This window comes from Actinoallomurus acaciae, from assembly GCF_042429965.1.
Classification (GTDB): domain Bacteria; phylum Actinomycetota; class Actinomycetes; order Streptosporangiales; family Streptosporangiaceae; genus Actinoallomurus; species Actinoallomurus acaciae.
This window is the reverse complement of record NZ_JBHLZP010000113.1, coordinates 1-18,688: the sequence shown is the minus strand read 5'-3', so window position 1 is coordinate 18,688 and position 18,688 is coordinate 1. Positions and strand designations below refer to the sequence as shown.

Here is an 18,688-nt window from a genome sequence, read left to right as displayed (position 1 = left end):
CCGGAAGGGCCAAAAGACCGACCAGCACCCCCGCGAACGCAGCCGCCCCCAACAGACGCAACAGCTTGACGATCACGCGCTCTTGATCTTCCCTCGCACCCATCACGCAACATAGGTTACGCGGGACGAGACGTACATTTGGCACAGGTCACCGCAGACGGATGACTAGTTCCCTGCCGTCGGATGGCCCGGAGGGGCTATTTCGAGAATGGGCCCATCGGGGACTGTTGAATCCTCCCGTCGTTCCGTAAGTTCTTCCCCACGGCTTTCGTATGGCGGCCTGACGTCCGCGCTCGTCCGGCCTGGGCTCGCAACGACAACCGACCAAGGGGAGTGGGGCCAAGATGTGGATCACTGATTGGACCGCCCGCGCCGCCTGCCGTAACGCGGATCCCGACGCGTTGTTCGTGCAGGGCGCCGCTCAGAACCGGGCGAAGCTGATCTGCCGTGGCTGCCCAGTGCGCACCGAGTGTCTCGCGGACGCCCTCGACAATCGCATCGAGTTCGGTGTGTGGGGCGGCATGACCGAGCGTGAGCGGCGTGCGCTGCTGCGTCGGCGTCCCGACGTTACGTCGTGGCGTGAGCTGCTTGAGACCGCCAAGGAGCAGTACGAGCGGTCTCAGGATCCAGAGGAAGAGCTCGTCGCGAGCTGATGCATCGCCCGGCCTGGCCGCCGACGACGGCGGTCAGGCCATCGTCATGCCACAGACTCGGTGGGCTCACCGGCGAGGTCGCTGCCGATGGCGCGCAGACCCTCCAGGTCGTGCACGTCCTCGGCCATGGCGCCGACGGTCGCGACCGGCACGTTCGGGTGCGATGAGGTGAAGCTCTCCCGCAGCCGCGTCTCTCGCGCGGTGATGTGCATGCGCTCGGCGTGCAGCCGCAGCAGCGACGCGGTCAGCTGGTGACTACCGCGCGCCTCCAGCGTCTCGGCGGCTGCCTGGCTGCGCACCGCCGACAGGTGCGAGGCGTCCGAGCGGTGCACGCGGTTGACCACCAGACCGGCCATCGGCATGTGCTCCTCGGCGAGCCGCTCCACGAAGTACGACGCCTCGCGCAGCGCGTCGGGTTCGGGGGCGGCCACGACGAGAAACGCCGTGCCCGGCGCCTGGAGCAGCTTGTACGTCTGCTCGGCCCGCTCGCGAAAGCCGCCGAACATCGTGTCGAAGGCCAGCACGAACGTCTGCATGTCGCGGATCAGCTGACCGCCGAGCACCTTGGTGATGACGCTGGTGAACATGCCGAACCCGGCGGTCACCACCTTCATCCCGAACCGTCCGCCGGCCTTGGCCGGTGCCATCAGCAGCCTGATGAGCCGCCCGTCGAGGAATCGGCCCATGCGCTCGGGCGCGTCGAGGAAGTCCAGCGCCGAACGCGACGGCGGAGTGTCCACGACGATGAGGTCCCAGTCACCGGAGCGGTGTAGCTGGCCGAGCTTCTCCATCGCCATGTACTCCTGCGTGCCGGACAGGCTCGAGGACAGCGACTGGTAGAAGGGGTTGGCCAGGATCTGCTGGGCGCGTTCGGGCTCGGAGTGCGCCTCGACGATCTCGTCGAAGGTGCGCTTCATGTCGAGCATCATCGCGTAGAGGTCGCCCTCGGCACCCTCGACCGCGCGTGGGGTGTTGTCCAGTTCGGTCAGGCCGAGCGCCTGCGCGAGCCGCCGCGCCGGGTCGACCGTGAGCACGACGACGTCACGGCCGCGCTCGGCCGCGCGTACGCCGACGGCCGCCGCGGTCGTGGTCTTGCCCACGCCGCCGGACCCGCAGCACACGATGATCTTCGTGTCGGGATCGTCGATGAGGGTGTCGATGTCGAACACCGGGGAGACCTTCACGCCGCACCCTGCCTTCTGAGCTCCTCGGCGAGTTCGTACAGCCCGGCCAGGTCCATGCCGTCGCTGAGGTGCGGCAGCTCGTACTGCGGCACGTCGGCGTCGGCGAGCCGGGCCATCTCGCGTCCTTGCAAGGTCGTACGCCGCGCGTGGTCGGCGGCCTCGGCGGCGAGCGCCTGGGCGATCTCGGCGGCGTCGTCCTCGACGCCGGCCGCCTTGACGCCCATGCGGATCGACTCGAGGTCCAGCTCGTCGGTGAGCGCGGCGGCGAGGTCGGCCTCGGGCAGCATCGGCGGCCGGACCATGTTGATCATCAGGCCGCCGACGGGAAGGCCGATCTGGCGCAGGTCGGCGATGCCGTCGACCGTCTCCTGGACGGGCATCTCCTCCAGGAGCGTGACGAAGTGCACGGCGGTCTCGGGGCTGCGCATGACCTTCATCACCGTGTCGGCGTGATGCCGGATCGGCCCGACCTTGGCGAGCCCGGCGACCTCGGCGTTCACGTTGAGGAAACGGCTGATGCGGCCGGTCGGCGGAGCGTCCATCACGACGGCGTCGTAGATGAAGCGGCCCTGTTTGTCCTTGCGGCGCACGGCCTCGCTGGCCTTGCCGGTGAGCAGGACGTCCCGTAGGCCGGGGGCGATCGTCGTGGCGAAGTCGACGAGGCCGAGGCGGGTGAGCGCCTTGCCGGCCCGGCGCAGGTTGTAGAACATCTCGAGGTATTCGAGCATCGCCTCTTCGGGGTCGACCGCCAGGGCGTACACGTCGCCGCCATCGGGCGCGACCGCCACCTTGCGCTCCTCGTACGGCAGCGGCGGGCAATCGAACAACTGAGCGATGCCCTGGCGTCCCTCGACCTCGATGAGCAGGACCTTGCGGCCCCCGGCGGCCAGGGCCAGCGCGAGCGAGGCGGCGACCGTCGTCTTTCCGGTGCCACCCTTGCCGGTGACCACGTGCAGGCGCACGCCGTCCCAATCGGTGTCTCTCGCCCTCACTCTTGCGAGGCTATCGTCCGGTTCGGGGGCCGCTCCCGGCGAGTGCAAGTGACGTCTGACACGCCTGCCACCCGAAGGACTAGTGTCGGACATAGAGGGAAGTGGCCGTTAGAAAGGTGAGCCTCGTGGCTGAAGCGGCGATCATTCTCCTGTGCGTCCTCGCATTCTTCGTATTGCTCATCGTCATCTCGTCCGTGAAGGTCGTGCAGCAGGTCGAGCGTGGCGTGGTGTTCCGCCTCGGCCGGGTGCAGTCGCACTTCCGCGCGCCCGGGCTGACCTTGATCTTTCCCATGATCGACCGGATGACCAAGGTCAATATGCAGACGGTCGCCATGGGTGTGCCCGCTCAGGAGGGGATCACACAGGACAACGTGAGCGTGCGCGTCGACGCGGTGGTCTACTTCCGGGTGATCGATCCGGTCAAGGCCATCATCAACGTGCAGAACTACAACTGGGCGGTCTCCCAGGTGGCGCAGACGTCCCTGCGGTCCGTCATCGGCCAGGCGGACATGCAGCAGCTCCTGTCCGAACGCGAGACGATCAATACCGAGCTGCAGCGGATCATGGACCAGGCCACCGAGGCCCCCTGGGGGATCAAGGTCCAGCGGGTCGAGATCAAGGACGTGTCGCTGCCGGAGGGCATGAAGCGCTCGATGGCCCGTCAGGCCGAGGCCGAACGGGAGCGGCGGGCGCGCATCATCACCGCCGACGGTGAGTTCCAGGCGTCCAAGCGGCTCGCCGCCGCGGCCGAGGTCATGGCCCAGGACCCGGCGTCCCTCCAGCTCCGCCTGTTGCAGACCGTCGTCGAGGTCGCGGCCGAGAAGAACAGCACCCTGGTCATGCCCTTCCCCGTTGAGATGCTGCGGTTCTTCGACCGCGCGGCCGGCGGCGGCGACCAACCGCAGCGCGTCGAGGGGCACCGGCCCGACCTGGCCGAGCGGCTGGCCAAGGCCGAGGAGGACCTCGCCAAGGCCGACGAACCCTCCTCGATCAGCTCGGCGGAGGACGTTCCGCCCGTGCCGGGCCTGGAGTCCGACGCGCCCGTCGGGCACCCGGGGATCGAGGCGCCTCAGGACCAGTCTCCGCAGACCCCGAACCTGGACGGTCCGGCCTGAGCAAAGTCCGGAATTTCCGGAAATCATGGTGGAGGCCGCCGCCAGAATTGCCGCATGAACTCCATTGCGGAAACCGGCGGGTCGGTCTGGGACGTCCTCGCCAGGGCGCACAGTACGGCGGACGGCGCCCCGGAGGTGACCCGGTTCTTCGGCGACGGCTATGACGCCGGCGACCGCATCCGGCTGGGCGACCCGGCGACCGGGGCGTACGTCATGCTCAGCCGGTTCATGGACCGCTACGTCGTCGCGGAGATCTTCGATGCCCGCGGGCTGTCCGGCGACCAGGAAGAGCGCCTCAAGGCGCTGGGATGGGCCCTGGAGAGCAGCGGCACCTCACCGATCATGCCGACCTGGTGCATCAGCTGGACCTGGTACGCGGAGGAGGGGGAGTTCCTCACGGGCCGGGCGGAGAGCGTCATCTCAGCGCTGCGTGACGTGCTCGCCGTGGAGGAGGACCGGGTGCGCTGCTGGGCGTGGGGCGACGACGGCCCCTTCGCCGTGCCGTACGCGCTCCGGCACCGGGACGAGCGGCCCTCGAGGCGGGGCGCCGCCGAGGAGTGCACCGACTGGGCGGACCTGTGCCGGCGGCTGGATTGGGTGCTGCAGACCCTGCCGACCGGCGCCGCCGTGCTCATCCGCGATTCCGCTCAGCCCCGGACGACGGTGCAGTTCATGACCCACTCCCACAACGGCACCATCGCGACCAGCGCGCTCGACCCCGAGCTCGATCCGGCGTCTCTGCCCCAGCCGGGCGAGAAGATAACCGACCGCGAGCGGCGGATGTTCGAGATCGGCTGGCGACCCCAACAGCACTATCCGGATGTCGCGGACTGGACGCTCGGCGAGCCCGTGGTGTGGGCGGACACCGGACCGCTGGCCGAGCAGGCCGTCGAGGCGCTGCGGGCACTCGGCTGTGCGTCCCCGGCGGAGCTGCGGTTCAGCACGTTCCGCAACGGGCCCCGGGAGGACCCGGACCACATCGGTGTGGAGCTGGGCCTGTGGCCGGAGTGACGCCGTCGGGACGGTTAGAGTGCCGCTCATGACACGCTACGAATATGCGACCGTGCCGCTGCTGGTGCACGCCACCAAGCAGATTCTCGACAACTGGGGCGACGACGGCTGGGAGCTCGTCACCGTCATCCCGGGTCCCAACCCCGAGAACCTCGTCGCCTACCTGAAGCGGGAGAAGGCATGACCACGCCTGAGGAGCGGATCGCCGCGCTCGGGCTGGAGATCCCCGACGTCGTCGCGCCGCTGGCCTCCTACGTGCCGACGGCGCGTACGGGCGCGCACGTCTTCACCTCGGGGCAGCTGCCGGTCGTCAAGGGCGAGCTGGTCGCCACCGGCAAGGTGGGCGCGGAGATCGACCCTGAGCGCGCCGCCGAGCTGGCCAAGATCTGCGCGCTCAACGCCATCGCCGCCGTACGGGCCGAGGTGGGCGACCTGTCGCGTGTACGGCGCATCGTCAAGGTCGTCGGGTTCGTGGCCAGCGCTCCGGACTTCTACGGCCAGCCGCAGGTGATCAACGGAGCGAGTGACCTGCTCGGCGAGGTGTTCGGCGTCGCGGGCCGGCACGCGCGCAGCGCGGTCGGCGTCGCGGTGCTGCCGCGGAACGCCCCGGTCGAGGTAGAGCTGATCGCCGAAGTCGAATAGCTTTCGGACGGTACGCCCCTGCCGGCAGGGGATCGTCCTGAGCGAGGAGGCGCCGTGGCGGACGCATCCGGCTTCCGGCTACCCGACGGGCTGGCCGAACGCGCACGAGACATCAGCGAGGGCAGGGTGGAGGTGGCCGCGCCACGCGATGCCTCCACCGTGATCCTCCTCCGCGACTCCCCGGACGGGCTCCTCGTCTACCTGCTGCGACGGGTGTCGTCGATGAAGTTCGCGCCGGGTGCCCACGTCTTCCCCGGAGGCTCGGTCGACCGGCGCGACGGCGACGTCACGATCGGCTGGGCCGGGCCGTCCCCGGCCGAGTGGGGCGCTGCGTTCGGCGCCACCGAGACGATCGCCCGCGAGCTCGTCTGCGCCGCCGTGCGCGAGACGTTCGAGGAGTCCGGCGTGCTGCTGGCCGGCCCGGCCGAGGACGCCATCGTGCCCGACACCAGCGCCGACGACTGGGAGGCCGACCGGGAGGCGCTGCTGGACCGGTCGTCGTCGCTGGCCGAGCTGCTCGCCCGGCGCGGCCTCGTGCTCCGCGGCGACCTGCTGCGCCCGTGGGCGCACTGGATCACACCGGAGATCGAGGAACGCCGCTACGACACGAGGTTCTTCGTCGCCGCGCTTCCAGAGGGCCAGCACGCCCGCGACGTCAGCACCGAGTCCGACCGGGTCCTGTGGGTCCGCCCGGGCGAAGCGGCGGACGCCGCCCGGCGGGGTGACATGCCGATGCTCCCGCCGACACTGGCGACGCTGGCCGAACTGGCGGCGTACGGCTCCGTGGCGGACGTGCTGGCGGCCCGCCGTACGATCAGCCCGCGAGTCCCCTCCGCCCGTGTCGTCGATGAGGGCGTGTTCCTGGTCATGCCGGAAGGGGTGACGCTTTGAGCACGGAGCGACCGCGAGTGAGGAGGGCGAGCGACCGATGAGCATCGACGGTATGGGCACTGAGCGGGCCTTCTGCGTCCTGGCACCGAACCCTTCGGAGATGACCCTCGACGGCACCAACACCTGGGTGCTGCGCGAGCCGGGCGCGGCGCGCTCCCTCGTCATCGACCCGGGTCCGGAGGACGCGCCGCACCTGCGCCGGGTCGCCGAGGCGGCGGGCCCGGTGGCACTCGTGCTGCTCACCCACGGCCATCCGGACCACGCGGAGGGCGCCCGCACGTTCGCCGACATGGTGGGCGGGGTGCCCGTACGCGCGCTGGACCCCGCCCTCCGGCTCGGCGAGGAGGGCCTGGCCGAGGGCGACGTGGTGGAGCTGGACGGCCTGGAGCTGCGGGTCATGCAGACGCCGGGGCACACGCCGGACTCGCTGACATTCTGGCTGCCCGCCGACGAGGCGGTGCTGACCGGCGACACCGTCCTGGGCCGGGGGACCACGGTGGTGCACCACCTGGGCGACTACCTGGCCTCCCTCGACCGCCTGCGCGCGATGGCCGAAGGCACGCGGGTGATCCTGCCGGGCCACGGGGCGAAGCTCGACGACCCGGTGGGCGCGCTGGACTACTACATCGCCCACCGCCGCGAACGCCTCCGGCAGGTCGAGGACGCCCTCGCCGCCGGCGCCCGTACGGCCCGGGAGGTGGTGGAGCGGGTGTACGCCGACGTGGACCGCTCCCTGTGGCCGGTCGCCGAGGCGTCGGTACGGGCGCAGCTGGACTACCTCGCCGAACGCGGAGCCTGACGGCCTGATGGAGACGCTGCACAAGGACGTCGTCGTGGTCGGCCTGGGGGCGTTCGGCTCGGCGGCGCTGTGGCGGCTCGCCCACCGGGGCGTCGACGTCGCCGGCGTCGAACGCCAGGCCATCGGCCACCACCTGGGCTCCTCGCACGGTCAGACCCGGTTGTTCCGCATCGCGTGCCAGGAGCATCCCGGCCTGCCGCCGATCGCGCTGAAGACGCTCGCGCTCTGGACGTCGCTGGGCGAACAGACCGGTGAGACGCTCGTACGCCAGACCGGTTGCCTGAGCACCGGCGCGCCGGACAGCCGGCCGGTACGCGGCTCGCTGGAGGCCGCCGCGGCCGCGGGGGTGCCCGTCTCGTCCCTGAGCCACGACGAGCTGATCGCGCGGCAGCCGCAGTACGCGGGCCTCGCGCCCGGGGACGTCGCCGTGTGGGACCCGGGGGCGGGGATCTGCTACCCCGAGCGGAACGTACGGGCCCACGTCGCCGCCGCGCGAGCGCTGGGCGCCGACGTCTACCCGCACACGATGGTCACCGGGATCGAGGCCGACGACGACGGCGTCACCGTACGGACGCCGACGGTCGCCCTCCGCGCGGCACAGGTGGTCGTGGCGGCCGGCGCGTGGCTGGGCACGCTCGTGCCCGGCCTGCCGCTCCGGCCGCGGCGCACGCCGATGTACTGGTTCGCGCCGCGCGACCCGGCGTCGCGGGACTTCACCCTCGCGCGCTTTCCCGCGTTCATCTGGCGACGGGAGAACGGCGACGGGCTGTGGGGGCACGGCTCGGATGAGGACTTCGGCGTCAAGGTCGGCCTGGACCGCGACGAGCCGCAGGAAGCCGTCGACCCGGAGGAGCTCGACCGCTACATCCACCCGGGCCGCGACATCGACGAGCTGTCCTCCGTCGTCGCGGCGGCGTTCCCGGGGCTGGACCCGCGGCCGGCGAAGGTCATCCCGTGCATGGTGACGGACTCGGCGGACGGCCAGTTCGTGGTCGGGCGGGTTCCCGGCCGGTCCCGCCTCGTCGTCGCGGGTGGGGACAGCGGGCACGGCTTCAAACACGCGGCCGGCATCGGCGAGCTGCTCGCCCAGCTGGTGACCGGCGAGGATCCCTACTGCGCCGTGGACTTTCTCGACCCCGGGCGCTTTTGAACCCCCCTCAGCGGGTGACGGCGTCAGTGGATCCGCAGTCGGCCCGCGGTGAACGCGGTGAGCGCTCGGTCGATCTCCTCCGGCGGTCGGCGCAGTGAGCCGAGGGGAAAGCGGAGCGCGCGACGGCGCAGTGCGCGTCGGACCTCGGGCTGGTCGAGTCCGCTCACGCCCGGTGTGGCCGCCGTGACGCCCGGCGCGAGTTCGACGGCGAACAACCGCCCGCCATGCAGGCTGACCTTCGCGACGCTGGGCCAGGGGAGAAAACAGGGCGCGGGCGCGACATCGACCCGGCAGCGAAGCCCGGCCGCGGACAGGTGGAGTACCTCCTGCGGGATGCCGATGGCCGCCCAGGTCGCCTGCATGCGCCGGACCGCGGTGAACTGCCTCCGGGAATCGGCCACCAGGATCAGCCCCCCGACCACCTGCCCGGCCATCGGCAGTGTGACCAGGCCAAGTCCCGCGATCGCCGTCGTGCCGACCGCGATGCCCAGGACGAGGCAGCCTCCTACCGCGGTGGTCCACGCGGAACGGCGCTTGGAACGCAGGAGGGCGCCTCGCGTCCTCGCCACCGCGTCCGGGTCGGCCTCGACGACGAACTCCGACACCTGGATCCCCATCTCTGGAGCTGAGGCGGCGCGCCCGGTCAGCGGGAGCGCTTGCGAAGACGTTCGATGTCGAGGACCTGAACGGCGCGGGCCTCGATGCGGAGCCAGCCGCGCTGGGCGAAGTCGGCCAGCGCCTTGTTGACCGTCTCGCGGGAGGCGCCGACGAGCTGGGCCAGCTCTTCCTGGGTCAGGTCGTGGTGGACGTGCAGACCGGTCTCGGTGGGCTGGCCGAAGCGCTCCGCCAGGTCGAGCAGGGCCTTGGCGACCCGGCCCGGGACGTCGGTGAAGACCAGGTCGGCCATGATCTCGTTGGTGCGGCGCAGCCGCTGGGCCAGCGCGCGCAGGAGGTGGATGCCGATCTCGGGGTGGCCCTTGAGGAACGGCCACAGGTCGCTGTGGCTCAGCGCGGCCAGCCGCCCCTCGGTCACCGCGATCGCGCTCGCCGTACGAGGCCGCGGGTCGAACAGGGACAGCTCGCCGAACATCTCGCTCGGCCCCAACACGCTGAGGAGGTTCTCCCGGCCGTCGGGGGCGGTGCGGGTAAGCTTGATCTTGCCTTCGAGGATCACGTAGAGGCGATCGCCCTCCTGGTCCTCGGAGAACAGCGTCTGACCACGTGACAGGTGCACCTCGGTGACCGTCGCGCGCAGCGCCCTGGCTCCCTCTTCGTCCAGCGCCTCGAAGAGCGGCGCGCGGCCGAGCACCTCGACGTCGCGGTCGTTCACGTTTCCTCCTCGGTAACCTACGACCATAAGTGTGACGCACGTCGCAGTGTGAACGTGACGCGGCCCCCCTTTTTACTCTCACGTTCCATCCGTGCCGACCAGGGAGGACCGCCGTCCGGTTCGTACCAATCGCCCCTTGGGACACTCGGCCCAGGTGGGATGCGGAACCGTGGCCGCGTTCCCGTCCCGACGCTCTACCCTGGCAGGCATGGCGACGGATGTGACACCACGAGCGCGAGCCCGCAAGTGGCAGTCGGAGACGCGTCTGGGGCTCGTGCGGCGGGCGCGGAAGATCAACCGGGTGCTGGCCGAGACCTACCCCGACGCTCACTGCGAGTTGAACTTCGAGAACCCCTTCCAGCTTCTGGTCGCCACGGTGCTGTCGGCGCAGACCACCGACAAGCGGGTCAACCTCACCACCCCGGAGTTGTTCGCCAAGTACCCCACACCCGACGATCTGGCCGCCGCCAACCCGGAAGACGTCGAGGGGATCCTCAAGCCGACCGGGTTCTTCCGCGCCAAGACCAAGTCCGTCATGGGGTTGTCCGCGGCGATCCGGGATGACTTCGGCGGAGAGGTGCCCCGGACGCTCGAGGAGATGGTCAAGCTGCCCGGGGTGGGGCGCAAGACCGCGAACGTCGTGCTCGGCAACGCCTTCGACGTGCCCGGCATCACCGTCGACACGCACTTCTCCCGGCTGGTCCGGCGGTTTCGCTGGACCACCGAGACCGACCCGGTCAAGATCGAGTACGAGGTCGGTGAGTTGATCCCGCGCAAGGACTGGACGATCTTGTCGCACCGGCTGATCTGGCACGGCCGCCGGATCTGCCACGCGCGGCGCCCCGCCTGCGGTGCCTGCCCGCTCGCCCCCCTGTGCCCCTCGTTCGGCGAGGGGCCGACGGATGAGAAGACGGCGAGCAAGCTGGTCCGGCCGGGTCCGTTCTCGTGACCCGCGCCTTCGACGTTCCGGACTGCCCGGAGTGGCTGCGCACCTTCGTGGCCGAGGCGCCCGCCACGGAGGTGCCCGAGCAGTTGCGGCCGCCCGCCAACGGTGCGCGCGCCGCCGCGGTCCTCATCCTGTTCGGTGAGGGTCCGGAGGGGCCCGACCTGCTGCTTCTTCAGCGCGCCGACACGCTGCGCAAGCACGCCGGGCAGCCGGCCTTCCCGGGCGGCGGCATCTACGTCGGCGACGGCGGGCCGGTCGGCGCGGCACTGCGCGAGGCGGTCGAGGAGACCGGCCTGAACCCCGGCGGCGTGGCCCCGCTGGCGACCATGCCCGAGCTGTACGTCTCCCACAGCGGTTACCGCGTGACCCCCGTGCTCGCCTGGTGGCGCGAGCCGTCCGCGATCGCCGCCGGCGACCCCGGGGAGGTCGCCTCGGTCGCCCGGGTGCCGATCGCCGAGCTCGCCGATCCGGCCAACCGGCTGCGGATCCGCGGCCCGGCCGGACACCTGGGGCCCGCCTTCCGCGCGCGCGGCATGCTCGTATGGGGATTCACCGCCGGAATCCTCCACCGTGTTCTTCAGGTCGGAGGATGGGAGCTCCCATGGGACAAAAGCCGCATCGAAGAGCTTCCGCCCGAGGTCATCGATCTCGCCACACGCGAGTAGTCCCGCGTACGTATCCCGCCGGAGCGGATCTGGTCCGCGGAGGCGACGTACGCGACGGCCTTTCCGCTATACGGTGAACCAGTGCTGGGCGATCACCTTCTCGATCTGATTCTTCTGGCGCTCGTCGTTCTGTTCGCGATCTCGGGTTACCGGCAGGGCTTCATCGTCGGTTCGCTGAGCTTCGTGGGCTTTGTCGGCGGCGTCATCCTCGGCATGCTCATCGCGCCGCCGATCGTCAAGGCGGTCGTCGACGGCCCGGCCCAGCAGGCACTGCTGGCGATCGTGATCCCGTTCCTCACCGCGACGCTGGGCCAGTTGCTGGCCTCCTCGGTGGGCTCCGCCCTGCGCAGCCGCGTGACCTGGGACTCCGCCCGCAGCGTCGACGCGGTCGGCGGCGCATGCGTCAGCGGCGTCGCCCTCCTGGTCGTCGCCTGGCTGATCGGCAGCGCGCTGGTCACCTCGCCGTTCGTGTGGCTGCGTACCCAGGTCAAGGACTCCACCGTCCTGCACGGCGTGAACACCTTCATGCCCGACCAGGCCGAGACCTGGTTCTCCTCCTTCCGCGGGTTCGTCTCCAAGACCGGCTTCCCGCAGGTCTTCGGCGGGCTCGGCGGCGAGTCGGTCGTCGACGTGCCGCCCCCCGACGACAAGATCCTCAACACCCCCGAGCTGCGCCAGGCACGCAAGAGCATCGTCAAGATCATCGGTACCGCGCGCAGCTGCCAGCGCAAGATCGAGGGCACCGGCTTCGTGTATGCCCCGGGCCGCGTGATGACCAACGCCCACGTGGTCGCCGGCGTCGACTCCAACCCTCGGGTGTTCACCATGGGCAGCGGCACGTTCAGCGGCCGGGTCGTGCTGTACGACTACAAGCGCGACGTGGCCATCCTCGACGTGCCGGGCCTGTCCCTGCCGACGCTGAAGTTCGACGGCACGGCCCACACGCGCGACGACGCCGTGGTGGCCGGCTTCCCGAAGAACCACCCCTTCACCACCCGCCCGGCGCGCATCCGGGCGAAGCAGAAGGCGCGCGGCCCGGACATCTACCACTCCGGCCAGGTCACCCGCGAGATCTACGCGATCCGGGCCCTGGTCGAGCAGGGCAACTCCGGTGGACCGCTCCTGGCGCCGAACGGCAAGGTGTACGGCGTGGTCTTCGCCGCCGCACTGGACAACAAGGACACCGGGTACGTCCTGACCGCCGCCGAGGTGGCCCCCGACGCCCAGGCCGGCGTGAACGCGGTCAACGAGGTCTCCACGCAGTCCTGCTCCGACTGAATGACCGGTCGCCGCGCCTGCGGCCTATGACACGATCGCGCCGAGGCTCGGGGCCAGGTCCTGGTCGGTCACGGCGTCCAGGCCGTCACGTTCGATGCGGTCGGCGACCTGCCGGGCGTGGGCCGCGAGCGGCATGGTGGCGATGCCGTACGGGGCCGGGTCGTAGGCCGCGATGCGGTCGGCGGCGCGGCGGAGCAGGGACTGGGCGCCCTGGGCGTTGCCGCGCCGTACGTGCGTGAAGCCGACCGCCATCTGGGCCAGCCCCTTCCACAGCTCGCGCTCCGGGTCCGGGGCGGCCTTCCAGGCGGCCTCCAGCACCTCGTGCGCGTGGAACGGCCGGTCGGTGTCGAGCAGGCGCTGCGCCTCGGCCAGGGCCTCTTCCGGCGGCGCCGTGTAGTCGTCCGGCACCCGCTCCTCGCCACGCGCGCCGCGTGGGAGCGGGCGGCCGTACGCGTCTCGGGGGCGGGCGCTGCGGGCCCGGCCCGCCTCGTCGCGGTCACGGTCGCGGTCCATCAACGGTCGGGCTCCGGGTCGGACAGCCAGCCGAGGAGCTCCTCGTCGAAGCTCTCGGGGCGTTCTTCGTGCGGGAAGTGGCCGGCGCCCTCGATCAGCTTCCAGCGGTACGGCGCCTCCACATAGCGGCCCGAGCCCTGCGCGCTGCGCGGCAGCACCGTACGGTCGAGCGCGCCGTGCAGGTGCAGCACCGGTACGCGGATCGGGGCGCGCATGCGGCGGGAGTATCGGATGCCGTCCGGGCGCAGCAACGAGCGGACCGTCCAGCGGTGATACTCCAGCGCGCAGTGGGCGACGGCCGGGATCTGGAAGGCGGTGCGGTACACCTCCTCGGTGCGGGCGTCCGGCCAGCCCGGCCCCGACCAGTCGCGCAGCAGCTCGCCCACGAGGGCGGCATCGTCCTTGATCAGGCGTTTCTCGGGCGTGATCGGCAGCTGGAAGCCGAGCGCGTAGCGCGCCGCCCAGCCCTGGTGGAGGACGTCGGTCAGCAGCGAGTGGCCCAGGCGCAGCGGATGGGGGGTCGAGACCGTGACGAGGCGCTGCACGACCTTGGGGTAGTAGACGCCCATCGTCCAGGCGAGCAGCCCGCCCCAGTCGTGGCCGACCACCGTGGCGTTCGCCTCGCCGAGCGAGCGCACCAGCCCGGCGACGTCACCCGCCAGTGTGACCAGGTCGTATCCGCGCGGCGGCTTGTCGCTTCCGCCGTACCCGCGCAGGTCGACGGCTGCCGCGCGGTATCCCGCCGCGGCCAGCGTCTCGAGCTGGCGGCGCCAGGTCCACCAGAACTCGGGGAACCCGTGCGCGAGCAGGACCAGCGGCCCGTCGCCGAGCTCGGCGACGTGGAAGCGGGTGCCGCCCGCGCTCACCGACCGATGCCGCCAGGGGCCCTCGATCAGGGCGGCGGATTCGTCGGACATGACGGCTACTCGGTGAGGGCGGGCGTGGACTCGTCGCCGCCGCGGCGCAGCATGGCGATGTCGTCCTTCATGGTGCGGCGCGTCCGGCTGACGCCGGTCATCTTCTTCATCCGCCACAGCCCGATCCCGATGAGGATCGCGGCGAGCACGACGTACGCGCCGGCGACGATGAGGAAGGCCGCCCAGTTCCAGATGCCGGCCGTCATCAGGCCGTACGCCGCGGCGATCGACAGCAGGATCACCACGATGCCGCCGATGAGCCCCGCGACGGCGAACAGCGTGCTGCCGAGGGCCGCCTTCTTGGCGTCGTCCTTGAGCTCGAGCTTGGCCAGCTCGATCTCGGACTTGACCAGGCGGGAGACACTTCCCGTGGCGATGGCGACCAGCTCACCGAGCGACTTGTCCTCAAGCTGCCCGTCGGACCGTACCTCCGTCATGGTTCTCCTCTCCGTACGGGACGACGTGTCCCCGGGCGCGGGCGACGGCGGCCGGAGTGATCAAAGACCGCCTAGTCAGAGGTTAGTCCTGTCCGGCGTCACGCGTCGTGACCATCCCTTCTCGGATTCCCCGTAAGGGCCCGGCACACGCGCGGGAGGGCGCGGCCGACCGGCCGCGCCCTCCCGTGTCGCGTGGGTTCCGGCTCGCCACCGGCGTCCCTAGTCTTCCTTCTGGGCGGGCAGCTTCTCCTTGATCAGGTCCATGACCGTGCTGTCCGTCAGCGTGGTCACGTCGCCGAGCGAACGGTGTTCGGCGACATCGCGGAGCAGGCGGCGCATGATCTTGCCCGAGCGTGTCTTGGGCAGCTCGGGGACGATCATGATCTGACGCGGCTTCGCGATCGGGCCGAGGTGCCTGGCCACATGGTCGCGCAGCTCGGCGACCAGGGCGTCGCCGTCGTCGATCGAGTCGCCACGCAGGATGACGAACGCGACGATCGCCTGAGTGGTCGTCGGGTCGGTCGCGCCGACGACCGCCGCCTCGGCGACCTTCGGGTTCGACACCAGCGCCGACTCGACCTCGGTCGTGGAGATGTTGTGGCCGGAGACGAGCATGACGTCGTCCACGCGGCCGAGCAGCCACAGGTCGCCGTCCTCGTCCTTCTTCGCGCCGTCGCCGGCGAAGTAGAGCCCGTCGAACCGGGACCAGTACGTTTTGACGTACCGCTCGTCGTCGCCCCAGATCGTCCGGAGCATCGAGGGCCACGGCTCCTTGACCACGAGGAACCCGCCGCCGCCGTCCGGCACCGGCTTGCCCTGGTCATCGACCACGTCGGCGTCGATGCCGGGCAGCGGGCGCATCGCGGCGCCGGGCTTGCCGTGCGTGACGCCCGGCAGCGGAGAGATCATCAGCGCGCCGGTCTCGGTCTGCCACCACGTGTCGACGACGGGGGTGCGGTCGCCGCCGATGTTGGTGCGGTACCAGATGTACGCCTCGGGGTTGATCGGCTCACCGACCGAGCCGAGGAGCCGTAGTGAGGACAGGTCGTGCTGGGCCGGGATCTCCGTGCCCCACTTCATGAAGGTGCGGATCGCGGTGGGCGCGCAGTACAGGATGGTGACCTTGTACTTTTCGACGAGCTCCCACCATCGGCCCTTGTGCGGCGTGTCGGGCGTGCCCTCGTACATCACGCTCGTCGCGCCGTTGGACAGCGGCCCGTACACGATGTAGGAGTGCCCGGTCACCCAGCCGATGTCGGCCGCGGTCCAGAACACGTCGGTGTCCGGCTTGAGGTCGAAGACCGCGTGGTGCGTCCAGGAGACCTGGGTGAGGTAGCCGCCCGAGGTGTGCAGGATGCCCTTGGGCTTGGCCGTGGTGCCCGAGGTGTACATGACGTAGAGCGGGTGCTCGGCGTCGTGCGGCTGGGCCTCGTGCTCCTCGCTCTGCCCGTCGACGAACTCGTGCCACCAGAGGTCGCGGCCGTCCGTCCAGGCCACGTCCTGACCGGTACGGCGTACGACGAGCACGTTGCGCACGTGGTCGAGGCCCTCGATCGCCTCGTCGACGGCGGGCTTGAGGGCGCTCGCGGCGCCACGGCGGTATCCGCCGTCGGCGGTGATGACGATGTGGGCGCCGCAGTCCTCGATGCGGTTGCGCAGCGCGTCGGAGGAGAAGCCGCCGAAGACCACGGTGTGCGGCGCGCCGAGCCGGGCGCAGGCCAGCATCGCGATCACGGTCTCCGGGATCATCGGCATGTAGATCGCGACGCGGTCGCCCTTGTTGACGCCCAGCTCGATGAGGGCGTTCGCGGCCTTGCCGACCTCGCGCTTGAGGTCGGCGTACGTGATCGTCCGCGTGTCGCCGGGCTCGCCCTCCCAGTGGTAGGCGACCTTGTCACCGTTGCCCGCCTCGACGTGGCGGTCGACGCAGTTGTACGCGACGTTGAGCTGCCCGCCGGTGAACCACTTGGCGAACGGGGGGTTCGACCAGTCGAGTGCGTTGTCCCATTTGGTGTTCCAGTGCAGCCGCTCCGCCTGCTTCTCCCAGAAAGCCAGACGGTCCGCCGCCGCTTCGCCGTACGCTGCTTCGGTGACGTTGGCGGCCGCGGCCAGCTCCGCGGGAGGAGCGAACCGCCGGCTCTCTTGAAGAAGGTTGGACAGGGTTTCGGTTGGGGGTTCCTGCGCCACGGTGCGCTCCTTCAGCCAATGGGTGAGTCGGTGGTCTATCTAGCCACTCCAGCAGTTCGACGCCGGTGGTGACAAGGGGCAGCCACCCGTGTTACCGGGCCCCGCGCAGGGTACCCGCTGCCGGCCGATTAGGGTCATCCGAATGAACGACCCATTTGCCCATGTCGCGGGGTTGCCCGGGGTTTTCGAGGCCGTCGCCTCGGCGCGGGAGGCGGTGGACCGCCTGCTCGCTCATCGCATTCTGCGGCGGCGGAGCGCGGAGGTGTCGGCGGAGTCGGCCCTGCGCGGTGCGCGTGCGTCCGCGGAGCTGGAGGGGGTGCCGGCCCCGCTCGAGGACGTACGGGCGGGGCTGGTGGAGGATCCGCTGGTCCAGGGGGCGCTGCGGGTGTCGGCGTCACTGGGGTCGCTCGCCCCGACGTGGCGGGTGGCGCCGCGTCAGGCCCTGGCGCGGCTGCATGTTCTCGCCGGCCTAGGCTCCGGAGAGTTGGGGCGTCCGCGTGCGTCGATCGAGGCCGCGGACCCGCTGTCGCTGGGGGCGCCGCCGTCGCCGTCGCAGGTCACGGACCGGCTGTCGTCGCTGAGCGACCTGCTGACGACGCCGACCGAGGCGCCGGCGCTGGTGGTCGCCGCCATCGCCGAAGGGGAGTTGCTGGCGCTGCGGCCGTTCGGCTCGGCGGACGGTCTGGTGGCGCGGGCGGCGGCCCGGCTGACGCTGATCGACCGGGGCCTGGACCCGAAGTCGCTGGCGGCGCCGGAAGTGGGACATGTGGAGCTCGGCTCCGCTTATGTCGAAGCGATCCGCGCCTATGTCTCGGGCACTCCGTCGGGGGTCGCGCAATGGGTGCGTCACTGTGCGGAGGCGACCGCACTTGGCGCCAGGGACGCCTTGGCGGTTTGCGAGGCATTCACACGCAGATGAGCTTAATGCCCGAATTTAGGAAATTGAGGGGTGCCGGGCAAAGCGAGCGGCGTTCCCGTTGGGAACGTCGCTCGCCGTCACGTCATACCGGGTTACCAAGCGTGCACCTTCATCAGTCGGACCGGGTCAAGCCCGTCTCGACACGCCTACCGAGGCTGGTCGCGCGTGGGTGCCCGGCTGCCGTGCTCGGACACTGCGTCCTTGAGACCTGTCTACGCCGAATTCTCGCAGTTGACAAGCCCTGTGCGGTCGGTCCGGCACGCGGCGTTCGCCGGGTGTTCACCGTGATGGTGTTCGTGGGGGTGGAAGGGCGTGTCGTTCCCACCCTCGGGTCAAGCGGTTACCTAGAGTGATCTATGTTCCGCCTGGTTCGGTCAAGGAGCGTTCAGAACCGGCGCGAACTCGTCCGCTACGCTGCGGAACTCGCGGTCGGTGTTCACGCTGTGACACAGGTGGTGTATGTCCGAATATGTCATGGGGGCCAGTGTCCTGGATGCTTCAGGAAATAGAACGCCTCTCGACGCAACGGCCTGTGATGGGGCAGCATATGTCGAATCTGCATACACTGTGGAAGCTAGGTATACGTTCTTGCTGACGATGGCCTGTCTACCGATTTAGGTTGGCGAACAGACTTCCCTCGGAAAAACGGGACCGGCTCTACCCCCCCAGAGCCGGACCGTGTGGCGACCCCCGCTCTCCCCCCCGGCGGGGGTCGCCTCGTTTCCGCAGGCCGTTCGGTGTTTCCCGCCATTTTCCGTCGGCCATTCCGGTGGGGTGTCCGGTGGGGCGGTCTGGGGGGTGGCTCCGTTGCGGGGGGCGGGCTCCGTTTCGGACGTCCGTATCGGGGTGTCGTGGGAACGCCGCCTGGGCGGATCCTCGTACGGGTCTTGGCGGGCGGTCGGTCGGTGGAGTGTCCACCTGTGGTCACGGCGTCGCGCTTGTGTGGTTTCGTGCTCGCCTGGCGCCTCCGACGGCAGCCACTCTTGCCTCGTTGCCTCGTTGCCTCGTTGCCTCGTTGCCTCGTTGCCTCGTTGCCTCGTTGCCTCGTTGCCTCGTTGC

Annotated in this window: 20 protein-coding genes; 12 read left to right on the top strand and 8 right to left on the bottom strand. The window is 70.5% G+C overall.

The window, feature by feature from the left end:
• The first annotated feature begins 344 nt into the window (after positions 1 to 344).
• Positions 345 to 653, top strand: coding sequence for a WhiB family transcriptional regulator (locus ACFFNX_RS17290; protein WP_285584468.1), 309 nt, complete (start codon positions 345 to 347; stop codon positions 651 to 653).
• Positions 654 to 697: 44 nt separating this feature from the next.
• Here the strand turns inward: ACFFNX_RS17290 and bagB are convergent, their stop codons facing one another.
• Together bagB and bagA are read right to left on the bottom strand one after the other, a co-directional pair.
• Entirely contained in the window at positions 698 to 1,837 is a 1,140-nt protein-coding gene (bagB, locus tag ACFFNX_RS17285; RefSeq protein WP_378202569.1) for an ATPase BagB, read from the bottom strand.
• A complete protein-coding gene (gene bagA, locus ACFFNX_RS17280) occupies positions 1,834 to 2,829 on the bottom strand; it encodes an ATPase BagA (protein ID WP_378202566.1) in 996 nt (331 codons plus the stop codon). The genes bagB and bagA overlap by 4 nt, the downstream gene beginning before the upstream one ends.
• A gap of 125 nt (positions 2,830 to 2,954) precedes the next feature.
• On the opposite strand from bagA, the gene ACFFNX_RS17275 reads away from it, so the two are divergent.
• The 7 genes from ACFFNX_RS17275 to solA are packed head-to-tail and all read left to right on the top strand — an operon-like array spanning position 2,955 to position 8,437.
• Complete coding sequence (locus ACFFNX_RS17275; protein WP_378202563.1) at positions 2,955 to 3,944, top strand: slipin family protein; 990 nt, start codon at positions 2,955 to 2,957, stop codon at positions 3,942 to 3,944.
• A gap of 54 nt (positions 3,945 to 3,998) precedes the next feature.
• On the top strand, positions 3,999 to 4,955 hold the full coding sequence (locus ACFFNX_RS17270; RefSeq protein WP_378202560.1) for a TY-Chap domain-containing protein: 957 nt from the start codon (positions 3,999 to 4,001) through the stop codon (positions 4,953 to 4,955).
• Between the two features lie 28 nt (positions 4,956 to 4,983).
• Entirely contained in the window at positions 4,984 to 5,139 is a 156-nt protein-coding gene (sp36, locus tag ACFFNX_RS17265) for a Sp36 family protein (RefSeq protein ID WP_285584477.1), read from the top strand.
• The gene (locus ACFFNX_RS17260; protein ID WP_378202556.1) at positions 5,136 to 5,597 is read left to right on the top strand and encodes a RidA family protein; all 462 of its coding nucleotides are present in this window, start codon (positions 5,136 to 5,138) and stop codon (positions 5,595 to 5,597) included. The genes sp36 and ACFFNX_RS17260 overlap by 4 nt, the downstream gene beginning before the upstream one ends.
• Before the next feature lie 54 nt (positions 5,598 to 5,651).
• Positions 5,652 to 6,488 (top strand): NUDIX hydrolase, encoded by an 837-nt coding sequence (locus ACFFNX_RS17255; protein WP_378202553.1) that lies wholly within the window; start codon positions 5,652 to 5,654, stop codon positions 6,486 to 6,488.
• Positions 6,489 to 6,525: 37 nt separating this feature from the next.
• Positions 6,526 to 7,287, top strand: a complete 762-nt coding sequence (locus ACFFNX_RS17250; protein WP_378202550.1) for an MBL fold metallo-hydrolase — start codon at positions 6,526 to 6,528, stop codon at positions 7,285 to 7,287.
• Between the two features lie 7 nt (positions 7,288 to 7,294).
• Positions 7,295 to 8,437: an N-methyl-L-tryptophan oxidase gene (gene solA / locus ACFFNX_RS17245; protein ID WP_378202547.1), complete on the top strand. Its 1,143-nt coding sequence runs from the start codon at positions 7,295 to 7,297 to the stop codon at positions 8,435 to 8,437.
• Between the two features lie 23 nt (positions 8,438 to 8,460).
• Here the strand turns inward: solA and ACFFNX_RS17240 are convergent, their stop codons facing one another.
• Complete coding sequence (locus ACFFNX_RS17240) at positions 8,461 to 9,054, bottom strand: hypothetical protein (RefSeq protein ID WP_378202544.1); 594 nt, start codon at positions 9,052 to 9,054, stop codon at positions 8,461 to 8,463.
• A 26-nt stretch (positions 9,055 to 9,080) separates the two neighbouring features.
• Positions 9,081 to 9,794 (bottom strand): Crp/Fnr family transcriptional regulator, encoded by a 714-nt coding sequence (locus ACFFNX_RS17235; protein ID WP_378202541.1) that lies wholly within the window; start codon positions 9,792 to 9,794, stop codon positions 9,081 to 9,083.
• 181 nt (positions 9,795 to 9,975) lie between these two features.
• Here ACFFNX_RS17235 and nth point away from each other — a divergent pair, with 181 nt between their 5' ends.
• The 3 genes from nth (at position 9,976) to ACFFNX_RS17220 (ending at position 12,656) form a co-directional block, all read left to right on the top strand.
• A complete protein-coding gene (gene nth, locus ACFFNX_RS17230) occupies positions 9,976 to 10,716 on the top strand; it encodes an endonuclease III (protein ID WP_378202538.1) in 741 nt (246 codons plus the stop codon).
• Positions 10,713 to 11,378: an NUDIX hydrolase gene (locus ACFFNX_RS17225; RefSeq protein WP_378202535.1), complete on the top strand. Its 666-nt coding sequence runs from the start codon at positions 10,713 to 10,715 to the stop codon at positions 11,376 to 11,378. Before nth ends, ACFFNX_RS17225 begins: the two co-directional genes overlap by 4 nt.
• Before the next feature lie 81 nt (positions 11,379 to 11,459).
• Positions 11,460 to 12,656: a MarP family serine protease gene (locus tag ACFFNX_RS17220; protein ID WP_378202532.1), complete on the top strand. Its 1,197-nt coding sequence runs from the start codon at positions 11,460 to 11,462 to the stop codon at positions 12,654 to 12,656.
• Between the two features lie 24 nt (positions 12,657 to 12,680).
• Here ACFFNX_RS17220 and ACFFNX_RS17215 read toward each other — a convergent pair whose 3' ends face one another.
• From ACFFNX_RS17215 to acs, 4 genes are all read right to left on the bottom strand, one after another.
• Positions 12,681 to 13,169, bottom strand: a complete 489-nt coding sequence (locus ACFFNX_RS17215) for a DUF309 domain-containing protein (protein WP_378202529.1) — start codon at positions 13,167 to 13,169, stop codon at positions 12,681 to 12,683.
• Entirely contained in the window at positions 13,169 to 14,086 is a 918-nt protein-coding gene (locus ACFFNX_RS17210) for an alpha/beta fold hydrolase (RefSeq protein ID WP_378202527.1), read from the bottom strand. The genes ACFFNX_RS17215 and ACFFNX_RS17210 overlap by 1 nt, the downstream gene beginning before the upstream one ends.
• A gap of 5 nt (positions 14,087 to 14,091) precedes the next feature.
• A complete protein-coding gene (locus ACFFNX_RS17205) occupies positions 14,092 to 14,523 on the bottom strand; it encodes a phage holin family protein (protein WP_378202524.1) in 432 nt (143 codons plus the stop codon).
• Positions 14,524 to 14,742: 219 nt separating this feature from the next.
• Positions 14,743 to 16,710, bottom strand: coding sequence for an acetate--CoA ligase (gene acs, locus ACFFNX_RS17200; RefSeq protein WP_378202521.1), 1,968 nt, complete (start codon positions 16,708 to 16,710; stop codon positions 14,743 to 14,745).
• Positions 16,711 to 16,852: 142 nt separating this feature from the next.
• Between acs and ACFFNX_RS17195 the strand changes: the two genes are divergently transcribed.
• Positions 16,853 to 17,629 carry a Fic family protein gene (locus ACFFNX_RS17195; RefSeq protein WP_378202520.1) on the top strand — a complete coding sequence of 259 codons (777 nt, stop codon included), beginning with the start codon at positions 16,853 to 16,855 and terminating at the stop codon, positions 17,627 to 17,629.
• The last annotated feature ends 1,059 nt before the right edge of the window (positions 17,630 to 18,688 follow it).

What these genes read in the sequence shown, in the direction of transcription:
- ACFFNX_RS17290 (WP_285584468.1), top strand. Translation starts at nt 345, where the DNA reads ATGTGGATCACTGATTGGACCGCCCGCGCCGCCTGCCGTAACGCGGAT.
- ACFFNX_RS17270 (WP_378202560.1), top strand. Translation starts at nt 3,999, where the DNA reads ATGAACTCCATTGCGGAAACCGGCGGGTCGGTCTGGGACGTCCTCGCC.
- sp36 (WP_285584477.1), top strand. Translation starts at nt 4,984, where the DNA reads ATGACACGCTACGAATATGCGACCGTGCCGCTGCTGGTGCACGCCACC.
- ACFFNX_RS17260 (WP_378202556.1), top strand. Translation starts at nt 5,136, where the DNA reads ATGACCACGCCTGAGGAGCGGATCGCCGCGCTCGGGCTGGAGATCCCC.
- ACFFNX_RS17250 (WP_378202550.1), top strand. Translation starts at nt 6,526, where the DNA reads ATGAGCATCGACGGTATGGGCACTGAGCGGGCCTTCTGCGTCCTGGCA.
- solA (WP_378202547.1), top strand. Translation starts at nt 7,295, where the DNA reads ATGGAGACGCTGCACAAGGACGTCGTCGTGGTCGGCCTGGGGGCGTTC.
- ACFFNX_RS17240 (WP_378202544.1), bottom strand. Translation starts at nt 9,054, where the DNA reads ATGGGGATCCAGGTGTCGGAGTTCGTCGTCGAGGCCGACCCGGACGCG.
- ACFFNX_RS17235 (WP_378202541.1), bottom strand. Translation starts at nt 9,794, where the DNA reads ATGGTCGTAGGTTACCGAGGAGGAAACGTGAACGACCGCGACGTCGAG.
- nth (WP_378202538.1), top strand. Translation starts at nt 9,976, where the DNA reads ATGGCGACGGATGTGACACCACGAGCGCGAGCCCGCAAGTGGCAGTCG.
- ACFFNX_RS17215 (WP_378202529.1), bottom strand. Translation starts at nt 13,169, where the DNA reads ATGGACCGCGACCGTGACCGCGACGAGGCGGGCCGGGCCCGCAGCGCC.
- ACFFNX_RS17210 (WP_378202527.1), bottom strand. Translation starts at nt 14,086, where the DNA reads ATGTCCGACGAATCCGCCGCCCTGATCGAGGGCCCCTGGCGGCATCGG.
- ACFFNX_RS17205 (WP_378202524.1), bottom strand. Translation starts at nt 14,523, where the DNA reads ATGACGGAGGTACGGTCCGACGGGCAGCTTGAGGACAAGTCGCTCGGT.
- ACFFNX_RS17195 (WP_378202520.1), top strand. Translation starts at nt 16,853, where the DNA reads ATGAACGACCCATTTGCCCATGTCGCGGGGTTGCCCGGGGTTTTCGAG.